The sequence below is a fragment of the Pseudoalteromonas sp. Of7M-16 genome, assembly GCF_022347805.1.
Lineage (GTDB): Bacteria > Pseudomonadota > Gammaproteobacteria > Enterobacterales > Alteromonadaceae > Pseudoalteromonas > Pseudoalteromonas luteoviolacea_F.
Genome location: NZ_JAKRFY010000026.1, coordinates 75,246 through 99,923, shown reverse-complemented (window position 1 = coordinate 99,923; position 24,678 = coordinate 75,246). Strand labels below are relative to the sequence as shown.

The following is a 24,678-nucleotide window of genomic DNA, read 5'->3' as shown; positions in this document are numbered from 1 at the left end:
ATGCATGTGCGTTGGTATTGGGTGCAGCAATGGATGCCGAACGATTGCCGTTATAATTTACCGCTGAATTTTTGATCACAGCATAAATAGCGTCCCCATCTTTGCGCGCACGGGAATAAGGTTTAAGTAAAATACTGGCGACCCCTTCCGCTCGTAAATAGCCGTCGGCATCTTCACCAAATGATTTCACTGTCGGTGTTGGACTCATCTGTTGCGATTGCGACAATTTCACGAAGGTATCTGGTCGCAGCAATAAATTAGCCGCCCCAACTATGGCCTGCTCAATCTCCCCCGCGCGCAGTGCAACTACAGCTCTGTGTATCGCCACAGCAGCACCGGAGCACATTGTATTGACTACTTCACTGGGACCCGAAAAATCGAAGTAGTATGAGATATTATTGGCAATCATACTGTCCGATTGATGTAGACTCTCTCCCGTATCATAGCCCGACTCAATCAGGTTCAATAAATACTCATTGCGTTCAAAACCAACAAAGACCCCGGTATTTGAGCCTTTCAGTGCTTGCGGACAATAGCCTGCATTTTCCAAGGTGTTATACACCGACATCAGTAACAAACGTTGCTGGGGATCCATGCGCTCTGCATCATCGGGTAATAACTTAAAAAAGTGTGGGTCAAAGCTTTGGATATCGGGAATAAATCCCCCCCAACGACACCGCATTTTATCGGACTGAACCTCTCCATCTTGTGCTTCATCAGCATATAAACGCCAGTCAAAGCGCGATTGAGGGATTTCCTCGATCAGTGACTCATCCTTATCTAAATGCTGCCAAAACTCGGCTACTGATTGGCAGCCAGGTAAATACCCTTCCAGCCCGACAATGGCGATAGGTTCTAGTTCTGAGGAGTTGCTATTTCCTTCGTCGGCACCTTCTTTGTTGGCGGATTGAGCGGTGTGTTTTGTCGCGTATTCACGCATCAAATCCTTGATCGCCAGTCGCTGTTTTTCAATATCCAAAACTTATTTCACTCCTGTATATGCTGCTACGAGCTGCTCCAAATGGGGTAAAGAGTCCTTTACTGATGCGTAATCCACGCCAAAGTCCATTAAGCACGCAATTTCATTCACGCCGATGTCCTGCGCCTGTTTGACGATCCGCTTGCCATCTTCAACGGTGCCGAACAATGCACCGGTCTTAAAATATCGCTGAAAAGCATACTCCAAAATACTGTCTTTATCTTGCTCACCAAATTCAGCAGCGCCCTTTTTCTGCAACGAGTCACTGGCCAAGTGGGCTTCCATTGAACTGCGAATATATGCTTTGAATGGGCTTTCCACTGCGCGCTTTACTTGCGAGATGGAATCCCCAATCAAGGTGTGTAGCATCAGTGTGACCACCCCCGTCTCAGGGTCAAAACCGGCTCGTTTTCTCGCCGCCCGATAAATGCTGATTTTTCGCTCCATGGAGGCAAGATCAACGCCGTAAAGCATGGTAAATACATTGTGACCACTCGCACCTGCCTGCTCAAACCCCTTGTCATTTTGAGCGACTAACATCCACACATTCAACGACTTTTGAATTGGCCTTGGGTAGACTTTGGTCGCATAATAAGCGTTATCAGGCCCCTCAAACTCAACACTTTCCCCTGCCCACAGTTGTTTAACGATGGCGATCTGCTCCGTCATTTTCTCGCGGCGGTCATCATAGTTATGCGGGGCATAAATAAAGTCCGGTTTATTCCACCCAGAACCAAACCCCAAATCAACACGCCCATTGGACAAAATATCATTCATCGCCCACCACTCCACCACTTCTGCTGGGTGGTGCAGTGGCAAGCTCACACCCGCAGTTCGAAAGCGGATATGTTTTGTTTGTGGGATAAGGTAAGCAGCCATGACCGCAGAGTTAGGAAAAATCGCACCAAACTCGTGGAAGTGGCGTTCAGGCAAGTAAACCGCGGTGAACTTAGACTGATCTGCAAACTGCGTCAGCGCGGTGATAAAGTCGTATTTCTCTGAGCTGGTAATGTCTTTGCGGATGTCTGAGAAAAACATCATGCTAAATGCCATTTCTCCAGCCGGCTTGGGATCTGACTTCACAGGTGAAAAGTCAGTATCTATACCTAACAGTGCTTGTATCGTCATCAATAATTTTATCCTTAAATTATTCCAGCCCAAAACGACTGCGCTTCAGCACCCTATGTATCGTTACACATAAATTTTATAGCGTTGCACATGCGGCAAACACCCTGGCACTGACAATGTGATGTTGTAGAAATCGTATTTGAATCATTTTTGATTATGCAAAATTTTCCCACACAATCCAACCATTGTTCGTTGGCAAAATCAGCTTAGGAATTTTTACACGTATTTTTTGTTTCGCTCACCCCATTTTGTCTCATGCGTGAGACAAATCTTTAATTGCAATTAAGGAAATAATCTCTGTGCAATTAATCACCCGCCCCACGGACCATGTCATAACTGCGCCAAGTAGTTTAAACACACAATAAATACAATAGGTTAAACAGTTAAATTGATAACATATTTAGGCTCAGATATACAAGGGTTTTACTGCGAGTGAACACCTAACGGTGCCCGGCGCCAGTAAAAACACACGCAGAACCAATCATTCTCTTGGAAAATAATCCCATAAGTACCGTAAGCCTTTTACGTTGTTGAATTTATGGTATGATGAAATATCAGCTTATCGCTACAGCATAATGAACTCTAATTAAAGGTTACTTTGGCAGAATGAACGGCAATACTCTCGATACAGATCAGAATACATTTTCCTTTGTTGATGCGGAACGAAAAGTCCTTGATTTTTGGGAAAAACAGGATATTTTCCAAAAATCTCTTCGTCAAACAGCCAACAATCCACCCTATGCATTTTACGATGGACCTCCATTTGCAACTGGTAAACCACACCATGGGCACCTGCTGGCATCCACCATTAAAGATATTATCCCTCGCTACTTTACGATGAAAGGTTATTATGTCCAACGCCGTTTTGGCTGGGATTGTCATGGCCTACCGATTGAACATGAAACCGATAAAACCTTGGGCATGTCAGCCAAAGAGGCCGTTGAGACCTTAGGGATCAAAGCATACAATGATGAGTGTCGAGGTATCGTTCAACGCTATACCAAAGAGTGGCGCTCTACCGTTACACGTATTGGCCGCTGGGTCGATTTTGATAATGATTACAGAACCATGGAACCTTGGTACATGGAGTCTGTATGGTGGGTGTTCAAACAACTTTGGGAAAAAGACCTTATCACCCAAGGCGTCAAGGTTGTACCGTTCTCTACCACTTTGGGCACCGTTTTATCTAACTTCGAAGCGGGTTCTAACTACAAAGATGTGCAAGATCCTGCACTTGAAGTGTTATTCAAATTAGAAGACGAAGACTGCTATATCGCAGCGTGGACCACCACACCTTGGACATTACCTTCTAACTTGGGGTTATGTGTAAAAGCCGACGCCGACTACATAAAAGTGTTAGATGAAGATAAAGATATCCACTTTATTATTGCCAAAGCGCGCCTTGAAGCCATAGGTAAAGGGAAAAACTTAACCGTAGTGCAAGAATTTACAGGCGCGGAATTGGTCGGCAAACGCTATGAGCCGCTATTTGATTATTTCAAAGAATTAAAGAATGAAGGCGCATTTGTTGTCCTTGCAGACGATTATGTCACCATGGACAGTGGTACGGGTATCGTACATATCGCACCAGCATTTGGTGAAGACGATAACCGCGTTATGAAAGAGGCAAATATTCAGGCCGTTGTGTGTCCTTTGAATATGGTTGGCGAGTTTACCGAAGAAGTGACGGACTTTAGCGGTATGCACGTCAAAGAAGCGGATAAAAAAATCATTCGCCACTTAAAAGAAACCGGTCACCTCTACAGCCACACCACCATAGTGCACAGCTACCCGTTCTGCCCGCGCTCTGACACGCCGATCATCTATCGTTCTATTCCATCATGGTATGTCAAAGTAGAACAAATGCGCGACAAACTCGTGGCATTGAACCAACAGATCAACTGGGTTCCTGAGTATATTAAAGAAGGCCGAATGGGTAACTGGTTGGCAGGCGCCATTGACTGGGCTGTCTCGCGAAACAGATACTGGGGAACACCCATCCCGCTGTGGCGCAACGACGTAACTGGCAACTATTTGTGTATTGGTTCCATAGAAGAATTGGAGCACTATTCAGGGATCCGTGTCGATGACTTGCACCGTGACTACGTCGATGATATTTCTTTCAGTGTGGCGGGTGAAGAAGGCACTTATCAGCGGATTGAGGAAGTGCTAGATTGTTGGTTTGAGTCAGGCGCTATGCCGTATGCTCAGCTCCACTACCCGTTCGAAAATCAGTCGCTTTTCGAGTCTAGTTTTCCGGCTGAATTCATTGCCGAGGGATTGGATCAAACACGCGGTTGGTTCTATACCCTATTGGTATTAAGCCAGGCTTTACACGACAAGCCCGCATTTAAGAACGTCATTGTTAATGGCATCGTGATGGCAGAAGATGGCAAAAAAATGTCGAAGCGCTTGCGCAACTACACCCAGCCAGATGACATCATGGAAGAGTTTGGTGCCGATGCACTGCGGTTATATTTAATAAACTCAGGTTTGGTAAAAGGCGAACCACAACACTTTTCAAACGAAGGTGTGAAACTGACTGTTCGTCGTGCCATGCTACCTTGGTGGAATGCCTTTAAATTCCTGAAAACTTATATAGAGATCGATGGTTGGAAACCGTCAAATACCGCGCACACAATCACCAATCCGTTGGATCATTGGATACTGTCAAAGCTGCAAACATTGAAGTTAAAGGTCACCACGGAGATCGAAAACTATCAGCTATACAACGTTATTCCAGTGTTGTTTGAGTTTATTGAGCAATTGACTAACTGGTATATCCGCCTTAATCGCTCACGTTTTTGGGCTGAAACACTGACGGAAGACAAGGTGTGTGCATATCAGACGCTGTACACTTGTATCTACGAGTTAAGCTTGGCCATGGCCCCGTTTGCACCATTCTTGTCTGAGCATATCTATCAAGAAATGCTTGCCCTGCAAGAAAAAGAGGAGCAACCAGAGTCAGTGCACTTATGTACTTATCCAACCGTGGATGAAGCACTCATTCAACCAGAGCTTGAAGATGCACTCGCGCTATTGCAAAACGTCGTACTGCTAGGTCGTCAAAAACGTAATAAAGAGCGGATCAAGACCAAAATCCCTCTAATGAGCCTAACCGTGATCCACCGCGATACAGGTCTACTTCAAGAGATCAAGAAGCTAGAGTCTTACTTGCAATCTGAGCTGAATGTAAAATCAGTCGTCTACCGTGAAGATGAAGACACCTTCATCAATTTCTACGCCAAGCCAAACTCACCTTTGCTGGGCAAGAAGTTGGGCAAATCATTTAAGCAATATAAAACGCTTATTGAGGCACTCACTGGTGAGCAACTACGCCAACTAGAGAAAGACGGCAGCATTGAACTTGAAGGCATGCGCTTCGACAAAGAAGAAATCCTCACTTTCCGTGAGCCAAAAGAAGGCTCAGAAGTCATTTCGGATAGTTATATTTCCATTGAACTGGACTGTAAACTAAACGAGGAATTATTGGCTGAAGGTCTGGCCCGCGAAATCGTTAACCGTGTTCAGAAAACACGTAAGCAGTTAGACTTTAAGATCGAGGACCGTATTCATGTCGAATATGCATGTGATGACGCACTCGATGCGGCTATCGCTGCACATACAGAGACCATCTCATCGGAGACATTGGCATTGAGCTTTGAAAAGCGCGATATTGCATCGGATGACACGGTTGCGCGTTATGATGTAGAAGGCCATACGCTATTGCTGAAGTTGAATAAAGCGACATAATCTAGCGTTGCCAAGGCGTGCACAGTCACACTTTACGTGCCTGTGCACACTGCTTATTAGACCAATAAACAGACAATTTTCTGCAAACATGCGCCAACCTTCCCCTTTCACCTTGTGACTCAATACATGCTTTACATGTTATTTATCAATGTTTACAATGTTTTTCATCATTCAATTACACGGCTGAAAATACGCCGTCGGTGTGCTGTTTATCATACATCAGAAAATCACCACACCCTGAGTGCCTAGACAAATAATAATTTAAGATCCCTTTAAACTGGGCGGTATTTCTGCGCTTATAATTCCATAAGCATCGCCTGTGTTTTGAGGTCACTTGATGCTGATCCCCTATCACCTTGTAGGCTTCCCGCCGTTCTATCAAGGATGTGTCGTCACGCGTGGCGATCGGCGTAATAGCACCTGTTTATGTCAGTGGCAATAAGCTATGACGATTTATGAGCAACTTAAAAAGGAAGCTAACCTAGTGGATAGAACATGGATTTTGGATCGTGTAAAACAGTTCGGTGATACCCTCGCGGTTGTGGCAGAAGAAAAACACATTACCTTTGACGCCATTGCCCAAAGTACTCACAACTGGCTGATCAACGAGTCGATCACAGAGCACAGTGTCGTTGTCATCAATGGCGTATTTAACGCAACAACATTAGGGTTGATGCTCTGTGCTTATATCAAGCAGTGTACAATCGCTCCCTTATTCAATAGCGAGGCTACACACCTAGACACGATCATTAACACGGTTCATCCAGATTTACTGTGCGACACACGCGACGACACCATGTGCTGCAGCGCACTAGCCCCCGTTGCAACCACTAGGCCTGCGTTATTAAAGCAACTGGACACATTGGGAGAGTCCGGATTGATCTTATACAGCTCTGGCAGCACAGGTACACCCAAAGCAATTTTACTCAGCTTGGACAAGCTTTTGCAGCGTTATCAAGTTCGCAAAGACCACCCCACTTCCACCATCGCAGGTTTTTTATTTTTCGATCATATTGGTGGCTTTGATGTCCTAATGCAATGTTTAATGACTGGGTGCGCCTTGGTCAGTATGACCGAACGCACCCCCGAAGCGGTATGTCAGGCCATTGAAAGGCACCGCATCAATGTATTACCCACTACGCCGACTTTTCTTAACATGGTATTGATCAACCGCAGCCATCAACGCGCAGATCTGAGTTCGCTTACTGTGATCGCATATGGCTCAGAAGTCATGCCACAGGCAACACTCGACTTGCTGCAACAAGCATTGCCACAAGTCGCACTAAAACAAACATATGGTATGAGCGAGCTGGGCGTACTCCCCACGGAGTCGAAGGCAGGTAACTCGCTATGGTTAAAAATAAAAAAAACCGACTATAAGGTGCAAGATGGCGTGCTGTGGGTCAAATCGCCAACAGCCATGCTTGGTTACCTCAACCAAGATAACCCCGCAATGAGTGACGGGTGGCTGTGTACTGGAGATTTGGTGGAACAACAAGGAGAGTATATACGCATTTTGGGGCGCCAAAGTACGGTGATAAATGTGGCGGGTGAAAAGGTGTTTCCAGCCGAAATTGAAGCCTTCTTATTACAAATTCCATTTGTAAAGAATTCATCCGTATGGGGGAAAAAGAGCCCGATCACCGGAAAAATTGTCGCCGCGACAATTTACACTGATGAAGAGGTCGATCCGAAGCAAGCAAAAAAACACATTTTAGATATCTGTAAGCGAACCTTAGCCCCCTACAAAATTCCAAGACACTTCGAATTTGTAAATGAGCAGTATCATAGCGAAAGGTTTAAAAAAATCAATAAGATACAAGGAACACAAACCAGTGGAAAATAAAAAGGGTACAATTGTGATCAGCGGTGGGAGCCGAGGATTGGGGTTCGAAATCGCATCCCAATTTTTGCAGCAAGGATATTCCGTTGCAACATTTTCAAGAGGCAGTACTGAGCACGTTACAGCACTTGCAGATGATCCGCGCTTTTTTTGGCAATCGGTTGACGGCAGTGACTATCAGGCTCTGACCGAATTTCTCAAACAAGCCCAGCAGCGACTCGGCAATATTGTCGGCCTAGTCAATAATGCCGCCATTGGAGCGGATGGCGTGCTCAGCACAATGCGTACGTCTGACATTGACCGGGCGCTGGATGTCAACCTCAAAGCACAGATCTACCTGTCAAAATTAGTGTCTAAGAAACTCCTGCAAAACCGCGACGGGTTTATCATTAATATCTCTTCTATCATGGGCGTAAGAGGTTTACCAGGTGTGTCTATTTACAGTGCCACAAAAGCGGCCATGGATGGCATGACAAGAAGCTTAGCGAAAGAGCTCGGCAGAAAAGGGATCCGTGTCAACTCTGTCTCTCCGGGCTATTTTGCCAGTGACATGGTGAAAGATCTGTCAGATGACATTTTAGGTAAAATTGAGCGCCGTACGCCGCTTGGGCGCTTAGGTACACAGAGTGAGATTGCCAAGTTGGTGCTGTTTTTAGCAACTGAGGGGCACTTTATCACCGGACAAAACATCGTCATAGATGGAGGTTTTACATGTTAGACGCACAACAAGTTAAAAATGAAGTATTGGACAATATTATCCAAGAAGTGGCCACGATACTGTCTGAAAAGTCGCAGCCGATCACCCAGCTGGAAAGCGCCACGGCATTTTCTGAATTGTCATTAACGTCTCTGGATCTGGCCGAGCTGATCAGCAATCTAGAAGCGCGCTATGAAGTTGACCCATTCGAGGAATTGGTTGCCATCACCAGTGTCGTTACCATAGATGATCTCGCTGCCGCCTATACACTGGGCTTGTCAGGCCAATCAGAGGAGACACATGACGCCCTCAGCGAAGAGCTAAAAGCCATAAAGAATCAAACACGATAATCGAGCTAGACACTGACATACAAGATCATAGCGACACACAGGTCATATACACCCTCACTTTGGTGCTCGCTATGATATTTCAGCTGTTCATATCTAGCGTGACTCAGATATATAAACGTAGAAGTAAAATACATGATGGCTACAGATGATATAGCAATTGTCGGGCTCGCTTGCCGATTTCCAGAAGCGAGTTCTCCGACCCAGTTTTGGCAGAACTTAGCACAAGGACGGGAGTCCATAGCAAGATTATCCGACGCGCAATTACGTAACGCAGGGGTCAGTGACAGCGAATTCGGGCAACCCAGTTACGTCAATGCATATACCCCCCTTGCCGATGTCGACAAGTTTGATGCGCGCTTTTTTGGCATCCCTGCTGCAGAAGCAAAATTAATGGATCCACAGCAGCGGACCTTGCTCGAAATTATCTATCATGCTTTGGAGGATGCCGGTGCTTTGCAAACGGCTCAACAGAGTGAAACAGGTGTCTATGCAACTGGCGGCGGGATCACACGTAGCTATCTATATCAAGAAGCGGCAAAGCATTTTAAGGGCAATAGTGATACCGGCAGCTTGTTACAGTTACTCAACGACAAAGATTTTCTTGCAACACGGGTATCCTACAAACTAAATTTACAAGGCCCTAGCCTCTCCGTGCAAACAGCCTGTTCAAGCTCCATGGTTGCGGTTCACTTGGCTAGAAGTGCGTTACTGAGCGGAGAAATCGATATCGGGATCGCTGCGGCCAGTTGTATCAGATTGCCGCAAGAGCGGGGCTATAATGCGGCTGAAAGCATGATCTACTCACCAACAGGTCGCTGTAGAACATTTTCTGACGACGCCGATGGCACCATTTTTGGCAGTGGCTCAGGCGCCGTGGTGCTCAAGCGTTATCAAGACGCACTGGCTGATGGCGACCATATTTATGCGCTGATCAAGTCAACCGCCGTCAATAATGATGGGGCAGGAAAGTTTGGCTTTACCGCTTCCAGTGTGCCAGGTCAAGCCAAGGCCATGGTTAAAGCTATCGCACTGGCGGGGATCAGTGCAGACCAACTCAGTTATATTGAATGCCATGGCACCGCGACAAAAATAGGCGACCCACTGGAGATCCGTTCGCTCGAAAAAGCATTTTCATTGGATACCGATAAAAAGCAATTTTGTCATATCGGTAGCGTGAAACCGAATATTGGTCATTTGGAGCAGGCAGCTGGACTGGCCAGCCTCATCAAACTTGCGCTGATGATAAAACATCGTCGACTGGTGCCCACCATTAATTTTCGCGCCCCCAACCCTAAATTAAAACTGCCGCAATCCCCTTTTAAAATGGCACTCGACTATGAAATGTGGGAACCTGAACAGCAGCGACGTTACGCCGGGCTGAACTGTTTGGGTGTGGGCGGCACCAATGTCTTTGCAATTCTCAGCGATCTTCCCACAACTGATGCGGCGATATCCAATGACAGTGACGTAACAGAGCCGGCACAAGATGTGCTGTGTTTATCAGCCAAAACGAAAACGCAGCTCGTCGAATACATCGAGAGTATCGCAAAAGACGACCCCCCCTTGCCCCTGTGCGCCCTTGCCTACAACATCAACATAAGTCGTGCACATTTACCAATACGAAATACAGTGGTGATCAACCGGGATATGAGCATAGCGCAGTGGCGCGAGCAAGCCTTGGCCAAAATCAACGCGAACAGCGAACAGCGCAGCACGACATTTGATAAACCAAGCCAGTATATATGTAACCCCTCAGAATTCGCTCACCCCAGCCAATTGGCTGCACTCACCGCTGACATGCGCTGCCAACATTTTACCATTGCCTATCAACGCTGGGTGGACTCTGAAGCGCTCACAAAGATAAATGCCTCCACGGCCCCCTTTGCGCAGCAATTCGCTCAATTGTTTGCATTTGAACTGGCATTGTATGAGCAGTTAAAACATTGGGGAGTGAAGATGGCATCGTTTCTTGGTGAGGGGATCGGTCGATATGCCCAACTGTTGTTGGAAGGCGTCCCTTTACAACACTGGCTCAGTACGCTGGAAAAAGAGCTACACATACATCACAGTAATTTGAACCACACACAAGCCCGTTGCTTTTCCCAGATGGGTGAAGTAGCCATTGAGCAAGCGGTCCACCTAGCAAGTGAAGGCCCGATAATATATCGCAATCGCCCTGTAAACAACACCACAGAATATGTATATGTCTGTGACAGCGAGCAATTTACCCCCACCGACCTGTGGTCCCTGCTTGCAACTATTGTCGACAAAGGCGCGCAAGTTAACTGGCAAAACTACTACCCTCTCAAGGCTTTTGAAAAACACACTTTACCCAACTACCCATTTGAGAAAAAACGCTATTGGTTGGTTGATGAAGACTAACATTGCTACACCTAGATTAATAACAGATACAAGGAGCATGAAATAACATGAGTAACGCAGCAACATCTACAGCAAGAACATTGGTGATTGGCTTTATTGAAGAAATGAATCGCTCATCACTACGTGGAGATGAGATCCACAATGACTTTGAGCTAAAAGATAAACTCAATATCGATTCATTGAACAAGCTCATTTTACTTACCCGAGTTACAGAGCACTTAGGTATCGAGTTTGGCACAGCAGATAAAACCATTAATGATTTCACCACAGTCAACGATCTGATCTCATTTGTTGAGTCACACACCACAGCGCTAGAAGAGTCGTAACTGTTTCACCCTCGCTTTATCACGGCAGCTGGGATCACACAGGCGCTTTTGCCCTTTCTGGCTGCTACTCCATACCTGGCACCGCAATATCGTACGGGTGTATCAATCATCATCGCACATTGTGGTTTTATACATCGCCAAACGACACGATGCAGATAAGCCTGTTATATGCGTATCTGCAAAGTATTAGTCACCAGACGTCTCTCTTCTGTGCTCCCTTGCCGTATTGCCCCCTTAAGCCAACTTTTTTAATCATATACGTCACCTCACCCCCTTTGATTGTGGCATACGCTGTGTTTGTTGATTTGGCCCAGTTTATCTATAGAGCGACTCAACATAACCCTTGCAGATCTCGCCGAGCTAGGATTTTCAAAAGCACCATCAATGTTTACCTATTTCTAGGGCATACAGCTGAACTCAAGGGGAGATTAGTGTGTAGGCATTTTCGGCTCCCCAGTCCTTCGGGCACTTTTTCCAGCTAGCGGTAACCGCTCTGTCATCAATATCAGTCAACTTTAAAAATATGAGCGAGTTCGTTCATACAGTACTAGGTGACTACTCAGTTATTAATGACTTAAAAAAGTGTACTTTTGGACACTCGCGCGAACACCAAGCTCAGTACAAATGAGCAGGGATTATTGGCCTTGGCACACTTTAAACAAGGGTATGCACGTATTGATAGGGCTCGATCTCTAAAGTATCAGAACATAGGGCCTTGAGCGGTCGGGTTGAGTTCAGGTTTCAGAACATCCGCTTCATCTGCACATTACCACCATACACCTTTAATCGAAAAAGTCCCGCTAAGCGCGGTATAGCAACAAAAGTTCGAATATATTTCCCTATTTAGTGCCATCTATCCGACAAGGGGGGAGGGGACACGCTTGCGATCCCATACGCAAACCAAGGTATGACAATAAAAAACTAAAACACACCTCCTTCAATATAGAAACAGGCATACCTAAGAACTTGAAGCGCGATTTGAAAATGTCGGTACAATAAAACCTTCGCCAGATTCCCTCAGAGCTTTAAAAACTAAGAGCATATTGTTGCTCAAGCTTATGAAGCTTGGAACGACTTGTTTTCGTTTGCAGACTGCGTCACAAAAATATGTAGTCGAGATTGACCCGAGCCGTTAAGTAAAATGGAGGAGTGGAGTTTCAATACTTACGAGCCGTCCAGATAATAGTACCGCATTCAAAGTGTCGGTGTTTTAACAGCTTCATGTCGGGTTACAATTAAAAGTAAACGGGGGTTCGCGCAACAACGGCATTTGCAACAGAGCCCAAATAAAGCAACTCAGAAAGATAAATTGCGTTTAATTTTTGGCGAATTCAGTTTGAATAATTTGCTAACAGGTTGGCGAATTCAACTTGAATAAACTGATTTAATAATTTAAATCAAGGGGTTAAAAACCCCTTATTTGATTATGCAAGACGAATATTAATCTTGATAATGCTGCGCTAAAATTGCTTGCACAGAAGATTCAATCTCTTTCAATACATCTTTTTTGATCCGACCAAACTCAAATGACACTGCGCGATTCGACTCTTTTTTCCTCGCGAACATGTCTTTTGACTCAAAGCTTCTCAGAGTCGAAGTCACCACAGCGGGCTTATTGGGGCGCTCTGAGCTCAAACTTGCTTTAAGGGTTTGGCTGATAATTTCTTTATGCTCATGTACCTCGACGCCATCAAGTTGCACAGCCAACACTTCCTGAATACGAGTAATTTCATCGTTCAAGGTATCCTGATATCTATTCATCACTTTAAAGAGCAGATCATAATCAGCGATGGATAGCTCCCCAGCGATAGGGTAGAGTTGGATCAGTCGAATATCTACACTGGCCGCTTTCAATGCTCGGCTGATCTTGGCTTGACTACAATTATGCAATTTAGCCAATTCTGCTTGCTTTAGTGCAGGGTTGTGTTTTTGCATCGCCAGACACTGTTGTCCAATCTCAAATAAATTATGCTCTTTTGCGGACTGCAACTGTTTTGCTAAATTTTTCGCATCCTCTAAAGCTAATTCGTCCCGTGTGACCAGCACGCGATATCCATCATGTTTGTGAAATAAAAACCAGGCTCTTCTTCTTGAACCATCGAGTATTTCGATCTTTCCGTTATTGTATCTAGCAACAGCCGGGTGGAACTGCTGATAGGTAAGTGAATCCAAATCAGCAACAGACTCCTCATTTAACAGCGCTTGTTCACGACCATTTATATCGAAGTTAACTTCTGTATCATTTTTTAACTGTGTATGATCGAGCACCATTTCCGTGAAGCTCGCTTCTTTTCCCGATGCCAGCTGCCAATGACTTGTTTTACCAATCGACTCAACCCCAAAGTGTTGCTTAAGATACTCAGTGACATCTTCACCGGATATTTCAATTTGCGATGATAGCTGCTTAAACAAATTAGGAATGCGAGATTTTGCATCTCGTTTTTCAGCTTCGTGTGAACCGAATGTATTGCCCAGAGGGTTGATCTCGCCACGTCTTTTGGCCATTTACTGATTCTCTCTTTGTTGTTGTGACCAAACGAAATGAATATCTCGCATGATCTGGCTAGTTACCTCAAATGCATTTTGCTGTGCGTTTTGGAATGAAGATTTTGCTTTTGGATATTCACTTTTAGACATATCAAACACGGTACTGAGTAAGGCTGATGATTGCCTAATCGCTTCACTGTGTTTAAATTCTTTCGAATAGATACGCTGCTCAAAATATTGCGTCAATTGGTTCATCAACTCAGTGGTGGTTGCGCTGTCTCTATGATTCGTCAATAAGATTTTCATGAAATCATATCCACTGTGGCCTTCATTGAGGAGCAGCGACCAAATTTTTGGAATGTAACTAAAATAGGAACACGTTGCATCAATATCGTTTTGTGTTACTGACAATGGAAATATCACGCTTGAGGCTGCGTAGTAGGCATTATATGTTGAATAGCCTAAAGAGGGTGGGGTATCCACAATAATGATGTCAAACTCGCTCTCAACCGCTTGTATGATGTTATCTAATAAGGTGTATGGTGAAGAAAGTGCTTTATTGAACACCTGTTCGTGAAACCAGCCTTCTAATGCTCTGTCATATTGTGATGCTGGTAGGATCCTTAAATTGGGAATGGTGGTTGGCAAAAACGCATCGGAGATCGCGCTTTGTAATGTTTCCCCTTCATCTAACTCAAAGTTCTCCATCATCAAATCGCCCACAGAAAGACACCCTTGTTGAATGGCTTCAGTAGCATAATACATAGACAATGTTGATTGTCCATCCATGTCGATCAGACCCACTCGATATTCTTGAGGAAACTCTGTTGCAATCCCTGAAGCAATTGTTGCTGCTGAGACAGTTTTTCCAACTCCCCCTTTTTGGTTTTGGATCACGATTACTTGCACTTTTTGGTGCTCTGAACGAACAAACTTGGCTTCTTTGCGCAATTCTTCTGGCAATTGATCTCTGATCAAATAAATTTCTTCCAAATTTACCGACCATACAGCATCGTCATGTCTACGTGGATCAATATTTGTTTTAGAGACATATTTATCTAAAGTTTTACTATTGATTGCCAAATAAGCCGATGCTTCAGCACGGGTGAAATTTCTCTGTTCTTTTTTATTGTTGATCAACAATCGCTGATTTCGTCTTTTAATGAGCCCATCAGCACTGTCTTTAAGTGCCAGAAACGCATGGGTTGTTTGTTCAGAATCCATAATAATTCCCTTGATATTTTAAATTATACTATACACCTTAAAAAAGAGCTTACAAACAAAAAAATGATGTATTGGTTAATAATAAAGCCTCTTCTCGCTATTCAATACCTGTACCATGGTTTCTTCATTTGATAGAAAAGCACATTTAACTTAGAGTTATAACAGCTAAGGGTAATTAATAAGGTTAGTATTGGTTAATATATAGGTATAAAGGCTAGTGTCCTATTAAACCTTATAAGTATTTGACTATATTTAATTTTATTAATTTTCTCAGATCTATTTTCCTATATGTATAGATCGAATTTACTCCATGTTTTAGATCATGATTACTACATGTTAATAGCGTGCCAATATATTTAACTACAGCTTATTCACAAATATATGCACATTTTTGGCCGTGAGATCAGAATTACTCGCAGTTCTTCCGCTTGGTTATCCACATCGCTTCTATATTAAGGAAGGTATCTTCCATAAAATCATATAGAAGATCTGATCTCCTTGTTGATCAGATCGGATCTACTAGCAGTGTAGAGCATCTTATCCACATGTATAGGCTAGGCTTTTTATCTCGCTGTACTTATATAGATCAAGATTCCTCTATGTTTTTCCCAGCCACGAGTATCCATGAATCGATTTGTCGCCATATTAATGAGATCAGATTTACTCTATGTTTAGACGATAATATTATCATTTTTCTTTCAAAATTGGTTAATTATTGTGTAACAGAGCACAATTCCTCTATGTTCAATAAACGACATTGGATCTACATCTATATCAAAGAGAAACTGAAGTGGGCTTTTTGAAAAGTCTGATAATGACAATATGCCACTTTATTCAATTGGATATTGATGCCGGATACTCACCTCAGATCACATTTACTCTATGTTTGTATGGTTATTAACTAGATTTTAAAATTAAATAAGTAGCTAAAATTCAATTGGTTAGGTTTTTTTAGGGGGGGGGCAGAACATAATTCCTCTATGTTTTAAATCCTGAAGAGAAATCCAATATCAGTTTAACTATTTCAATAAGTTCAATTGATATTGGGGTTACAATGCAATATGGGATCATATTTCCTCTATGTTTAATCCATTTTGAAAGTGATGAACTTCTTTTTATTATGCAATTTAGTTGTATATATGAAAGGTGTTATGCAATGCAGATCAAGATTCCTTTATGTTTTGTGGCGCTCAGAAATGAGAAGTAGGGCTTTATATTCAATAAGTTATATAAATTTAAATCTTGCAGATCTCATTTCCTCCATGTTGAGTGCAGAGATGGAAAGCATTGAAACATTAAAAAAATTAGGTTTTGACTTCATTCTCTTCCCCCCTTTTGGCTTGCGGCCTTTTCCTCTTTAGATCAGATTTCCTCTATGGTTGAATGGAGCAAGTCCGTGTTATTTTGAGGCTTGGTAAATTATTTTTTGTTGCTTTGCTAGAAAAAAGTCGTGATAGGACATGGAAAGAGCACAAAGAAAGGGTGGGTATGTCGACTGGATTTTAAGTTAGCTATACATCCAGATCAGATTTCCTTTATGTTCTGTTCATTCAGATCAGAATTCCTATATGTTTTATTTTCTCAGATCAGGTTTCCTATATGTTTTGTTTGCCCAGATCAGATTTCCTATATGTTTTGTTTTAGATCCGCATTTAAATTTTTAGTGGTATGCTGTAGCGTTATACGGAATAGTACGGAGCCGTCGGTAATGAAAACACCAGTAAAGAAAGTATCTTTGAGCAATCTACCTGCTTCCATTAGGCGAGATATTGAAACTATCGAAAGTGCACACCAAGTGGAGCAGCTTTCTTTATTTGTTGATTGCAAAACCTCTAGTGCTGGTTTAAAAAGCTCCTTAAGTAATACATTTGTCGGCTATGACCTTTGGTCTCGATTTATCAGGCATAAGCGTGAGCAGATCCCCGTTAATGCGGCCAGTGATAAGGTTATCATATCTCGTCGAGTCTCTGAAAAAGTGGACAACATTCTGTATGAAGGCGTACTTGATATTTCTCCTGCTTTGATTAAAGGCAAGGATACCGATTTTTTTGCCTGGCCTTCTGACAGAGAAGAAAAAGTCGAGCGCGCATTGGTAAGATTAGGATCTCAAGGGCGTATTGTTAAAATTTCAGGCCGGGTAGGGGAGCGTTATGCGATCGTCTTTACCTTACGCGAGCTTCAATCTGAACTTAAGTCGGTTTCACAAACCTTATCAGTGAATGAGATTAAAGAGTCTCTCCTCATTCTAAAGGGCGCAGAACTGAGTATGCAGTGCCGAGAAGTGAACGGAGAATCGGAATCATATAGCGAGTCGAGAATGAACTATATCAGTAGTATTCATTTTTCGGGCGCCAACGGAAAGTCCACAGTCAAATGTGTTGCCTTTTTAAATGAGGTGATGTCGCAGCAAATTGAAGGCCTGACATATCGAAGTTATTATTTTGATCGGGTACAAAGTTTTAAGCGATCGCTAAGTCGCTGGCTAACATTGCGCCTTTACCAAGTCTTTAAATATGCTGCTGTGGGTAAAACATATCACTTTATGTTGGTAAACATGTCTTTAAAGTTTGGATCGATCACGTCCCATGAGGATGTCGATAAAAGTCGTCTAACTGCAATCAGGCGTGATATGACTAGCACCATGAAGGATTTGATTGATTCTGATATCATCAACCGCTATACAATTGAAAATGAAAAAGATGATGATGGTAACATTGTTGACTACAAGTACGAAATATATCCAACAGCACGTTTTTGTGAAGAAATTTTGAGCTTAAATAAACAGTATAAAGCGCGCTTGGCAAAAGCTGAAAAGTTAGCGGGTATCGAATCGGATTAAAGCCCCATTCGATACTAGGTATCGTGAAAACATCATCCCACCCTCTATTTCATCTGACTACTTTTACTCAGTGAGTGATAACAATTCCAAGGCCTGATTGTTTAACAATAAGTGGGCTTTGCTGACGACTTGTTTTGACAAGTCCATAAGAGTCACTGTAATCGATCAAAAATAAATTTGTGGTTTGGCTGGTGTCGTTACATTAGCTATGTCTTTGAGCTGGACCCAACCCTTTAAGCCAAGCATCATATGGCGTTCGTCTCGATGACAGGTTTTGACTGTGATCTGAGAGGCGAAGTGTGATGCAAAATAAGTCTATATTTGGTTCGATTGTTGACTGTTGATATGCTATTGGTCTATATTTGGTCTTGTAGTCTAAATATAGACTCCAATATAACTTAGCTTGAAAGGAAAAGCTTATGAGAATCGCTACAATTAGCCAAATGAAAGCCAACGCGGCCAATTTGCCTGATGAATTAGGGCTTGCTCCTCTGTTTGTGACACAAAATGGCAAAGAGTCATTAGTGGTCCAAACGCACGAAGCGTACCAGCATCAGCAGGAGAAAATGGCATTCATGACGCTATTATTAAATTCAAGAAAAGATATCGAAGAGGGCAAAACCACACCAATCGATGATTTTCTAAGTTCTATTTAACATAGGTATAGAATGGCAAATGTAAATATTGAAATAACTAGACACGCACAATTGCAAATTAAAGATGCCATCAATTGGCGTTCGCGCCGAGAAACAGACTGTGCTGCAAGGGATAGTATTAAATCAACTATCATAGCATGGAAAAGCCAACTAGAAACCTTGCCAGAGAGCGGTAAAGCTTGCCAGTACTTTGACTCACCTGAGTTTAGAGAGATAGTAAAAGGCAATTACCGATTTGTATACGAAATTAGGAACACTGGTGAGCAACAGTTCAATATTTACTTACTGATATTTTGTCATGTCAGAATGGATTATCAGGATCTGATCAACCAGTTTGGTCCGTTCTAAAAAAGAGCCTGCATTTAGCTGGCTCTTTTTACTTTTTAGCAGCAGGCGAAATAATTAGAACACATCGTACATTAAAGATAGCCAGAGGCAGTCAATGATACCTTCTCCATCAGCGCAAAAGAGATTTGCTGAGTTGATTTATGATTTTAAATAAATGAAAGCAATGGATGTATATCCAATAAAGACAAGGATAAAAAGAGCTGTGATCACCAATAAATAGTCGCTACCGTATGCCTAATCTTGAAACAAAAAAACAGATAACGACGGCAACATAAGGAAAACGAACAAAGAAAAGAAACCAGGTTTCTGATTGCGAAATTTTGGCATTTAAGATGTATTTTTGTTGAAAATCACTTTACGGATAGTTTCCTTTTCAACAAGCGAGCACTCAGCACTCTATAGTGCTGAAGACTCAATTTGATGTCCCGGAATGGCAGATCCTACTGGCATAAGGCTGACCTGCGGATATAGACCAAACCCGTCTTTATAATAATTTGAGATGGCCTTCATCGCGTCAATCTGATCTGATGTAATTGGTATGGCCCTCGAGAATCGTACCGTCTCACCATCAACATTAGCAGAAACATTGACAATGGATTCTCCAACTTCCCAAAACCAACTGGCGCTCATCAAAGTACTTAACTGTTGAGTCAACGCTGGCTCCAGTAGAGTGTTTCCTATCTGTGGACCACGTAATTGAAAATCAGGCCTTGTTTGCATCGAAGTTTGCGCTGATATTGCTATTTGGTGAGTTTGAACGTCGTATTGTATGAATCTGAACAGGTATTGTGCACTGCTTGAAGGCGAAACATAGATACTTTGTAGTGGCGCCTGAAGGTTGGAATGAGAGTTTAGAGTGGCCCCGACTTGAGCTAAATGCCGAGCGTTTCCCGTGGGTGAAACCACATCAAGCTGCAAGTCCTTGAATACTATTGCAGCTGACAATGGATTATTGAATTTTATACTTAATTGGATCTCTGGAAGACCGAGGTAATGACCAACAACAATCCTCGCGTCTGCCACCTGCATAGCGGTATCAAAGTTTAATCGTGTTTTTTCTAGCTCAAATCTAACAAACATCTTTGCTTGGTGATTAATTGTGGCTGTTTGTCTTTCATATCCTTCTAGCGAAGCGCTAATTTGGTATTGATCTGTGATTCTAGATTTTGGTATAGCCAAGACAAAGTCGCCTGTATCACTTGTCATTCCGCGAGCATGACCACCAGTATCGACTTGGACGCGGGGTAAATATTTCCCACTGTTTTTATCTATAGCCGTTCCAATAATAAGCGCTTCGGAAGATTGATAACTGTTAAAGAGGTAAATACCGTTGCCAACTAAGCCAAATAGGAGCACCAGTGTAAATCCATAATGCGTGATCATTCGGTTTAGTGCATTGTTTTTTCCTGCCGAGATAACTTTGAGTAAGCCTACGACGAGAATGGCGATTAAAGATGCCAAAGCAAGTGGTGTTGTAGCGTACTCGAATGTATTACCCATATTATTTCCATTACTTTTTTTATGATTTTAACCCCTGTTTAGTGGGCTAGAGTAAAGTACTTGATCACACTTGGGGATGTATAGGTAAGAGTGTAGCTTGGAACCTATGCTTTTGCGTTATTATTCAAACTGGTAATCGTCCAAGTACGATAAATAGCAGTCGTTTTTTTAAAGAGATACCCATTATTATCAGTCTGGAAACCTTGGGTAAATAGGTATTGAATAGTGGTGATTTAACTGTTCAAGGCGGCTAACTCCGGATTGTTCTTAAAGACTTTATTCACTTTTGATTGGCTATCGTATGTTTGGCGAAGACTTGTATAGGTTAAACCAAAGCGGGCTGCCTTTTTCATTAAGTGGCACATGTTACAAACAGAAGGTGTGAATGGGATCACTACTATTTTATTTGTGAGAATTTTGGGTGAGGTACACCTTTGTCCAAGTAAATTATTGTTTCATGATTTTCCTGGTACTTGGTATAGCAAGTGAAATTCGTTACAACTTACTGAAAAGTTGTTACTCGCTCTCTGGTAAAACAGCTCAAGCGCGTCATATTCAACTTGAATTCGCCAAATCTACGCCGTTTACAGCTGAACAAATAGGCCATTTAAAAAATGCGCGTATAAGCCATTAATAAAATAGCAAGCAGATTTTACTTTTACTGCTCTATGTATAGGTAAACTAATAAAACTTTACCATTTAACATAATAATTTACTAACGTAAATATACATTTACGTTAGTAAATGTTATGAAGATCGGCTATAGTAATGTTGTCGTATCAAATAGTTTTAAGTGCCATAAATTATGAGTTATCGTTTGTCACATATACTGCGCATACCGCCTAATGAGGTAAGTAAAGAGATCAGCGCACACTCTGGCGGGCGAAATTTAATTGTTCGTGATAATGAGTGTCCGATCTATGCGTATATTATGTCGCTTAACTCTGACAAGTCCCAAGAGACCGCAAGGCGTGTGCTTATGGCTATTGCTCAGCATCTCGGGTGCGATGATATCTACCAAATAAAATGGTCAAAAATAGATAAAAACACAATAAATAACTTATTGACTATTCTAGATAAAGTGGGTCTTTCCCCAGATACAAAATCACTTTACTTGTCGGTCATTAAAAGTGTTTTGAAAGAGGCTTTTCTACTTGGCCAAATCACCACATTGCACTATGAACGGGTTAAAAGTGTGAAAAGGTCTATGGGATCAAGGATTAAAAAACATCAGTTGATCAGCGAACAAAGCTTTCGGCAATTGCTGCGCCAGGTTGATGAGGTAAAGCAGCCTACTGCGACTTGTTTACGGGACAAAGCCATTTTTCATTTGTTGATAGGATGTGGTTTGCGGCGTTTTGAGTTATCAGGATTACAATTGGCGCAAATCAATCATGATACGCAGCATCTCACTGTACTGGGTAAAGGCAACAAAGAGCGTGAAATAAAGCTACATAATATTACCTATCTTGCGCTGCAAGATTGGCTAAATATTCATCCATATAGCGATGGCCCCTTATTTATCAGGTTGACTAAAAGTGGTCAGCCTTACTATAAAATGTCCGATACGCCGGGGCTATCAGGTCATGCAATTTATAACTTGTGCAAGAAGTATGGGTTGATCTCGGCAGCACAGCGTATCCCACCTCATTCATTGAGAAGGTCTTATGCTACCTGGCTGTATAATAATGGCGCTGATCTAAAAGTAATCTCTGTTTTACTGGGCCATTCATCGCTAAAAACCACAGAAATTTATATTAAGCATACTCAGGATGATATCGATCAGGCCGTAGTGGCCAATTTATTCAGCTCGTTTTGATGTTTAACTGAGTCATTTAAAATTTAGCAGAGTTGCTGCGTGATACCGTTGAATAAATAAAGGGTATGATGTAGTACAAAAAGAATTAGAAGCATGCAAAAAGTAACCGTCATACGAAAAATACGCTCCGATCTGCATTACCTGCAAGCGCATATTGGAGAGCTATTAACACTCCTAAAAGATGCACAGCTACAACCTTGCTCTGCTGTATACGAATTGCCAAGATTAACGGAAGAAAACATTGCCGAGCATATGCCGACAATTTTTCCCAATGCGCTGTTTAATGAACAGGCCCGTCAACGTTTTCTCCATCATGCATTGGACTTTACGCTCAAAGGCGACCATCCCGGAGTTATGGCTCGTCGCTTACCTGGTTGTTTATGCTTAAGTACGCCTCATGAGCAGGAATTGAGAGAGCGGGTGGCACATGTCAATCAATTAAAGAGTGAGTTTGACGCTTTCATTCAGCATTATGCTGGTAAAAACCCCGATCAAAGATTTGAACTTGTATCACAAGCGGTGCCATTATTGATCCGCAAAGCTGTTTCCAGAAACTTATTGCTCGCACCACAAGACGCCTTTAGTTTATCTTACAGCTGGTCTCATTCAACCAGCCGAAGTGCTGTGCAGCCTAGGCAATATTGGCATGAAAAACTGGATAGAACCTTGCAATCCAAACTGTCCGATGTGAATGCAAGTAATTGGGAAAAGTTGATAGAGCAAGAAAAGAAAGCATTGGAAAACGCCAATGATAGTGAATATTTTCGAACCGTTAGACCACTTCGTATCACTCCTATCGTCAATCTCAAATACAACCGCGCTCAAAATGGGAAATTCAATAAAACCACTATGATTGCCCACTCACCTGTGATTGTGTTAAATGACCGGCCTAAATTATCACCACTCAAACCCTATACAGGCAAGCGCATCAAAGATGCCAAAGTCGCCCCGGTCATCGCTCGCTTGCATTTGTATCGAGCCTAGAGCAGTGCGTAAAATCCCTCATGATTTTAACAACTTGAATGTAGCATTCGCTAAGGGATTACGCTATGCTGGAGTCTATCACTCTCAGTCCCGCTAGGCATGGTGTCAGGCTTCAAACAGGCCGATTTCACAACATCTAACATGCGCCATGTATTTTGCAATGAGAGATAGTTCTGACAAGAACCAGACAATAAGTTTTGGAAGGATGAAACCATGACATTAGTTCAAGGACGCTATCATATAGCCACAACAGAAGACCAGCTCAAAGAAGGGAAGAGCATGGCACTTAAAATCAACGGGTACAATGTCCTATTGTGCAAATTCGATGGCCAATATTACGCGTTCAAAAATAGCTGCCCCCATCAAAGCCGGCCAATGACAAATGCCAAAGTCAAAGCTGGAAAACTGATCTGCCCGTTACATGGGGCGAAATTTAATTTATCCGATGGCGCGTCTTTAGGATCGCTCACCAAACGTCCACTCACAAGTTATGATATTCTGGTTGAAAACAACACGGTGCAGATCAAGCTCCCCTGTGAAATAGAAACCGTATCCTGCTAATGAGTGCGGTATGACTCAGCACCTTTCAATACCGCTTTGGATTACAAAAGATGAGCAGATCACCTGCCATGCGTTATTAGACCAATATCAATTACTGCTCAGTGATGAAGAGCGAGCACAATACCAGCAATTTAGATACGATGAGCATCGGCATCAATTTTTGGTGACTCGCGCACTTGTCAAAAGCACCTTGTCCCGATACTGCCCAGAGATTGCGCCACATCAATGGCTATTCAAAAAGAACCGTTTTGGTAAACCAGCCATTGTGAATCGCCTCAAGACACCTCTTTACTTTAATCTGTCCCACACCAAAGGGGCTGTGGTACTCGTTGTTCATGGCGAAGGTGAAGTCGGGGTAGACATTGAGTGGATACACCGACGAGAGAAAATCATCGACATAGCTGCGCGGTACTTTACACAGCATGAAAAGAATACCTTAACCGCTATGGACCCCATAACACAGCACCACCACTTTTATCAGCTCTGGACATTAAAAGAGGCATATATCAAAGCGTGCGGGCAGGGTATGTCGCTCCCCCTCAATCAGTTTTATTTTCAATTTTTAAAACAGCGTATTCATGTATGTCATACCGAGCCTAGCGCCCCGGTAAGCGAAAATTACCAATTTTTGCAGTTTCAACTAGGTACAGAGTATCAAGGCGCATTGGCCATCCAGTGCACAACGCGTGATTTTTCTTCTCCCACTTTACAGTTTAGACATGTGGTGCCACTGCGCGCAGAACAAAGGGATACACACAGAGAATTCAGCCGTTAATTGAGGTCATAACTCGTCGTTATGACC

The 24,678-nt window shown here is 42.8% G+C and carries 18 protein-coding genes; 13 read left to right on the top strand and 5 right to left on the bottom strand.

Annotation, left to right across the window (positions count from 1 at the left end):
• Nucleotides 1-979, bottom strand: a 979-nt coding sequence (locus MHN81_RS21890) for a polyketide synthase (RefSeq protein ID WP_239426715.1), incomplete at its 3' end; no start/stop codon positions are given.
• A 3-nt stretch (nt 980-982) separates the two neighbouring features.
• A complete protein-coding gene (locus MHN81_RS21885; RefSeq protein ID WP_023402316.1) occupies nt 983-2,107 on the bottom strand; it encodes a MupA/Atu3671 family FMN-dependent luciferase-like monooxygenase in 1,125 nt (374 codons plus the stop codon).
• Nucleotides 2,108-2,713: 606 nt separating this feature from the next.
• Between MHN81_RS21885 and ileS the strand changes: the two genes are divergently transcribed.
• The 6 genes from ileS (at nt 2,714) to MHN81_RS21855 (ending at nt 11,458) form a co-directional block, all read left to right on the top strand.
• On the top strand, nt 2,714-5,860 hold the full coding sequence (ileS, locus tag MHN81_RS21880; protein ID WP_023402317.1) for an isoleucine--tRNA ligase: 3,147 nt from the start codon (nt 2,714-2,716) through the stop codon (nt 5,858-5,860).
• Nucleotides 5,861-6,305: 445 nt separating this feature from the next.
• Nucleotides 6,306-7,706: a fatty acid--CoA ligase family protein gene (locus tag MHN81_RS21875; RefSeq protein ID WP_023402318.1), complete on the top strand. Its 1,401-nt coding sequence runs from the start codon at nt 6,306-6,308 to the stop codon at nt 7,704-7,706.
• On the top strand, nt 7,696-8,421 hold the full coding sequence (locus tag MHN81_RS21870; RefSeq protein WP_023402319.1) for an SDR family oxidoreductase: 726 nt from the start codon (nt 7,696-7,698) through the stop codon (nt 8,419-8,421). Before MHN81_RS21875 ends, MHN81_RS21870 begins: the two co-directional genes overlap by 11 nt.
• The gene (locus MHN81_RS21865) at nt 8,415-8,750 is read left to right on the top strand and encodes a phosphopantetheine-binding protein (protein WP_023402320.1); all 336 of its coding nucleotides are present in this window, start codon (nt 8,415-8,417) and stop codon (nt 8,748-8,750) included. Before MHN81_RS21870 ends, MHN81_RS21865 begins: the two co-directional genes overlap by 7 nt.
• Before the next feature lie 132 nt (nt 8,751-8,882).
• A complete protein-coding gene (locus MHN81_RS21860; RefSeq protein ID WP_239426714.1) occupies nt 8,883-11,132 on the top strand; it encodes a polyketide synthase in 2,250 nt (749 codons plus the stop codon).
• 47 nt (nt 11,133-11,179) lie between these two features.
• Nucleotides 11,180-11,458: an acyl carrier protein gene (locus tag MHN81_RS21855; RefSeq protein WP_023402322.1), complete on the top strand. Its 279-nt coding sequence runs from the start codon at nt 11,180-11,182 to the stop codon at nt 11,456-11,458.
• Between the two features lie 1,440 nt (nt 11,459-12,898).
• Here the strand turns inward: MHN81_RS21855 and MHN81_RS21850 are convergent.
• Both MHN81_RS21850 and MHN81_RS21845 read right to left on the bottom strand, forming a co-directional pair.
• Nucleotides 12,899-13,963 carry a ParB family protein gene (locus tag MHN81_RS21850; protein ID WP_239426713.1) on the bottom strand — a complete coding sequence of 355 codons (1,065 nt, stop codon included), beginning with the start codon at nt 13,961-13,963 and terminating at the stop codon, nt 12,899-12,901.
• Entirely contained in the window at nt 13,964-15,169 is a 1,206-nt protein-coding gene (locus tag MHN81_RS21845) for a ParA family protein (RefSeq protein WP_239426712.1), read from the bottom strand.
• A gap of 1,708 nt (nt 15,170-16,877) precedes the next feature.
• Between MHN81_RS21845 and MHN81_RS21840 the strand changes: the two genes are divergently transcribed.
• The 3 genes from MHN81_RS21840 to MHN81_RS21830 all read left to right on the top strand — a co-directional run bounded on the left by MHN81_RS21840 (nt 16,878) and on the right by MHN81_RS21830 (nt 19,012).
• Entirely contained in the window at nt 16,878-18,008 is a 1,131-nt protein-coding gene (locus MHN81_RS21840) for a hypothetical protein (protein ID WP_023402276.1), read from the top strand.
• Between the two features lie 419 nt (nt 18,009-18,427).
• Nucleotides 18,428-18,664 carry a type II toxin-antitoxin system Phd/YefM family antitoxin gene (locus MHN81_RS21835; protein WP_023402277.1) on the top strand — a complete coding sequence of 79 codons (237 nt, stop codon included), beginning with the start codon at nt 18,428-18,430 and terminating at the stop codon, nt 18,662-18,664.
• Between the two features lie 12 nt (nt 18,665-18,676).
• Nucleotides 18,677-19,012, top strand: coding sequence for a type II toxin-antitoxin system RelE/ParE family toxin (locus MHN81_RS21830; RefSeq protein WP_239426711.1), 336 nt, complete (start codon nt 18,677-18,679; stop codon nt 19,010-19,012).
• A 396-nt stretch (nt 19,013-19,408) separates the two neighbouring features.
• On the opposite strand, the gene MHN81_RS21825 is transcribed toward MHN81_RS21830, so the two are convergent.
• Nucleotides 19,409-20,512 (bottom strand): hypothetical protein, encoded by a 1,104-nt coding sequence (locus tag MHN81_RS21825; protein ID WP_239426710.1) that lies wholly within the window; start codon nt 20,510-20,512, stop codon nt 19,409-19,411.
• 817 nt (nt 20,513-21,329) lie between these two features.
• On the opposite strand from MHN81_RS21825, the gene MHN81_RS21820 reads away from it, so the two are divergent.
• The 4 genes from MHN81_RS21820 (at nt 21,330) to MHN81_RS21805 (ending at nt 24,651) form a co-directional block, all read left to right on the top strand.
• Nucleotides 21,330-22,331, top strand: a complete 1,002-nt coding sequence (locus MHN81_RS21820) for a tyrosine-type recombinase/integrase (RefSeq protein ID WP_172642437.1) — start codon at nt 21,330-21,332, stop codon at nt 22,329-22,331.
• Nucleotides 22,332-22,424: 93 nt separating this feature from the next.
• Entirely contained in the window at nt 22,425-23,315 is an 891-nt protein-coding gene (locus tag MHN81_RS21815; protein WP_023402282.1) for a DNA replication protein, read from the top strand.
• A gap of 213 nt (nt 23,316-23,528) precedes the next feature.
• Nucleotides 23,529-23,876 (top strand): Rieske (2Fe-2S) protein, encoded by a 348-nt coding sequence (locus MHN81_RS21810; RefSeq protein WP_023402283.1) that lies wholly within the window; start codon nt 23,529-23,531, stop codon nt 23,874-23,876.
• A gap of 10 nt (nt 23,877-23,886) precedes the next feature.
• Nucleotides 23,887-24,651 carry a 4'-phosphopantetheinyl transferase superfamily protein gene (locus MHN81_RS21805; RefSeq protein WP_239426709.1) on the top strand — a complete coding sequence of 255 codons (765 nt, stop codon included), beginning with the start codon at nt 23,887-23,889 and terminating at the stop codon, nt 24,649-24,651.
• The last annotated feature ends 27 nt before the right edge of the window (nt 24,652-24,678 follow it).

Bases quoted from the DNA above. Each gene is read 5' to 3' on its own strand.
- MHN81_RS21860 (WP_239426714.1), top strand. From the start codon at position 8,883: ATGATGGCTACAGATGATATAGCAATTGTCGGGCTCGCTTGCCGATTT.
- MHN81_RS21805 (WP_239426709.1), top strand. From the start codon at position 23,887: ATGACTCAGCACCTTTCAATACCGCTTTGGATTACAAAAGATGAGCAG.
- MHN81_RS21840 (WP_023402276.1), top strand. From the start codon at position 16,878: ATGAAAACACCAGTAAAGAAAGTATCTTTGAGCAATCTACCTGCTTCC.
- MHN81_RS21850 (WP_239426713.1), bottom strand. From the start codon at position 13,963: ATGGCCAAAAGACGTGGCGAGATCAACCCTCTGGGCAATACATTCGGT.
- ileS (WP_023402317.1), top strand. From the start codon at position 2,714: ATGAACGGCAATACTCTCGATACAGATCAGAATACATTTTCCTTTGTT.
- MHN81_RS21855 (WP_023402322.1), top strand. From the start codon at position 11,180: ATGAGTAACGCAGCAACATCTACAGCAAGAACATTGGTGATTGGCTTT.
- MHN81_RS21845 (WP_239426712.1), bottom strand. From the start codon at position 15,169: ATGGATTCTGAACAAACAACCCATGCGTTTCTGGCACTTAAAGACAGT.
- MHN81_RS21830 (WP_239426711.1), top strand. From the start codon at position 18,677: ATGGCAAATGTAAATATTGAAATAACTAGACACGCACAATTGCAAATT.
- MHN81_RS21865 (WP_023402320.1), top strand. From the start codon at position 8,415: ATGTTAGACGCACAACAAGTTAAAAATGAAGTATTGGACAATATTATC.
- MHN81_RS21835 (WP_023402277.1), top strand. From the start codon at position 18,428: ATGAGAATCGCTACAATTAGCCAAATGAAAGCCAACGCGGCCAATTTG.
- MHN81_RS21885 (WP_023402316.1), bottom strand. From the start codon at position 2,107: ATGACGATACAAGCACTGTTAGGTATAGATACTGACTTTTCACCTGTG.
- MHN81_RS21810 (WP_023402283.1), top strand. From the start codon at position 23,529: ATGACATTAGTTCAAGGACGCTATCATATAGCCACAACAGAAGACCAG.
- MHN81_RS21825 (WP_239426710.1), bottom strand. From the start codon at position 20,512: ATGGGTAATACATTCGAGTACGCTACAACACCACTTGCTTTGGCATCT.
- MHN81_RS21875 (WP_023402318.1), top strand. From the start codon at position 6,306: ATGACGATTTATGAGCAACTTAAAAAGGAAGCTAACCTAGTGGATAGA.
- MHN81_RS21815 (WP_023402282.1), top strand. From the start codon at position 22,425: ATGCAAAAAGTAACCGTCATACGAAAAATACGCTCCGATCTGCATTAC.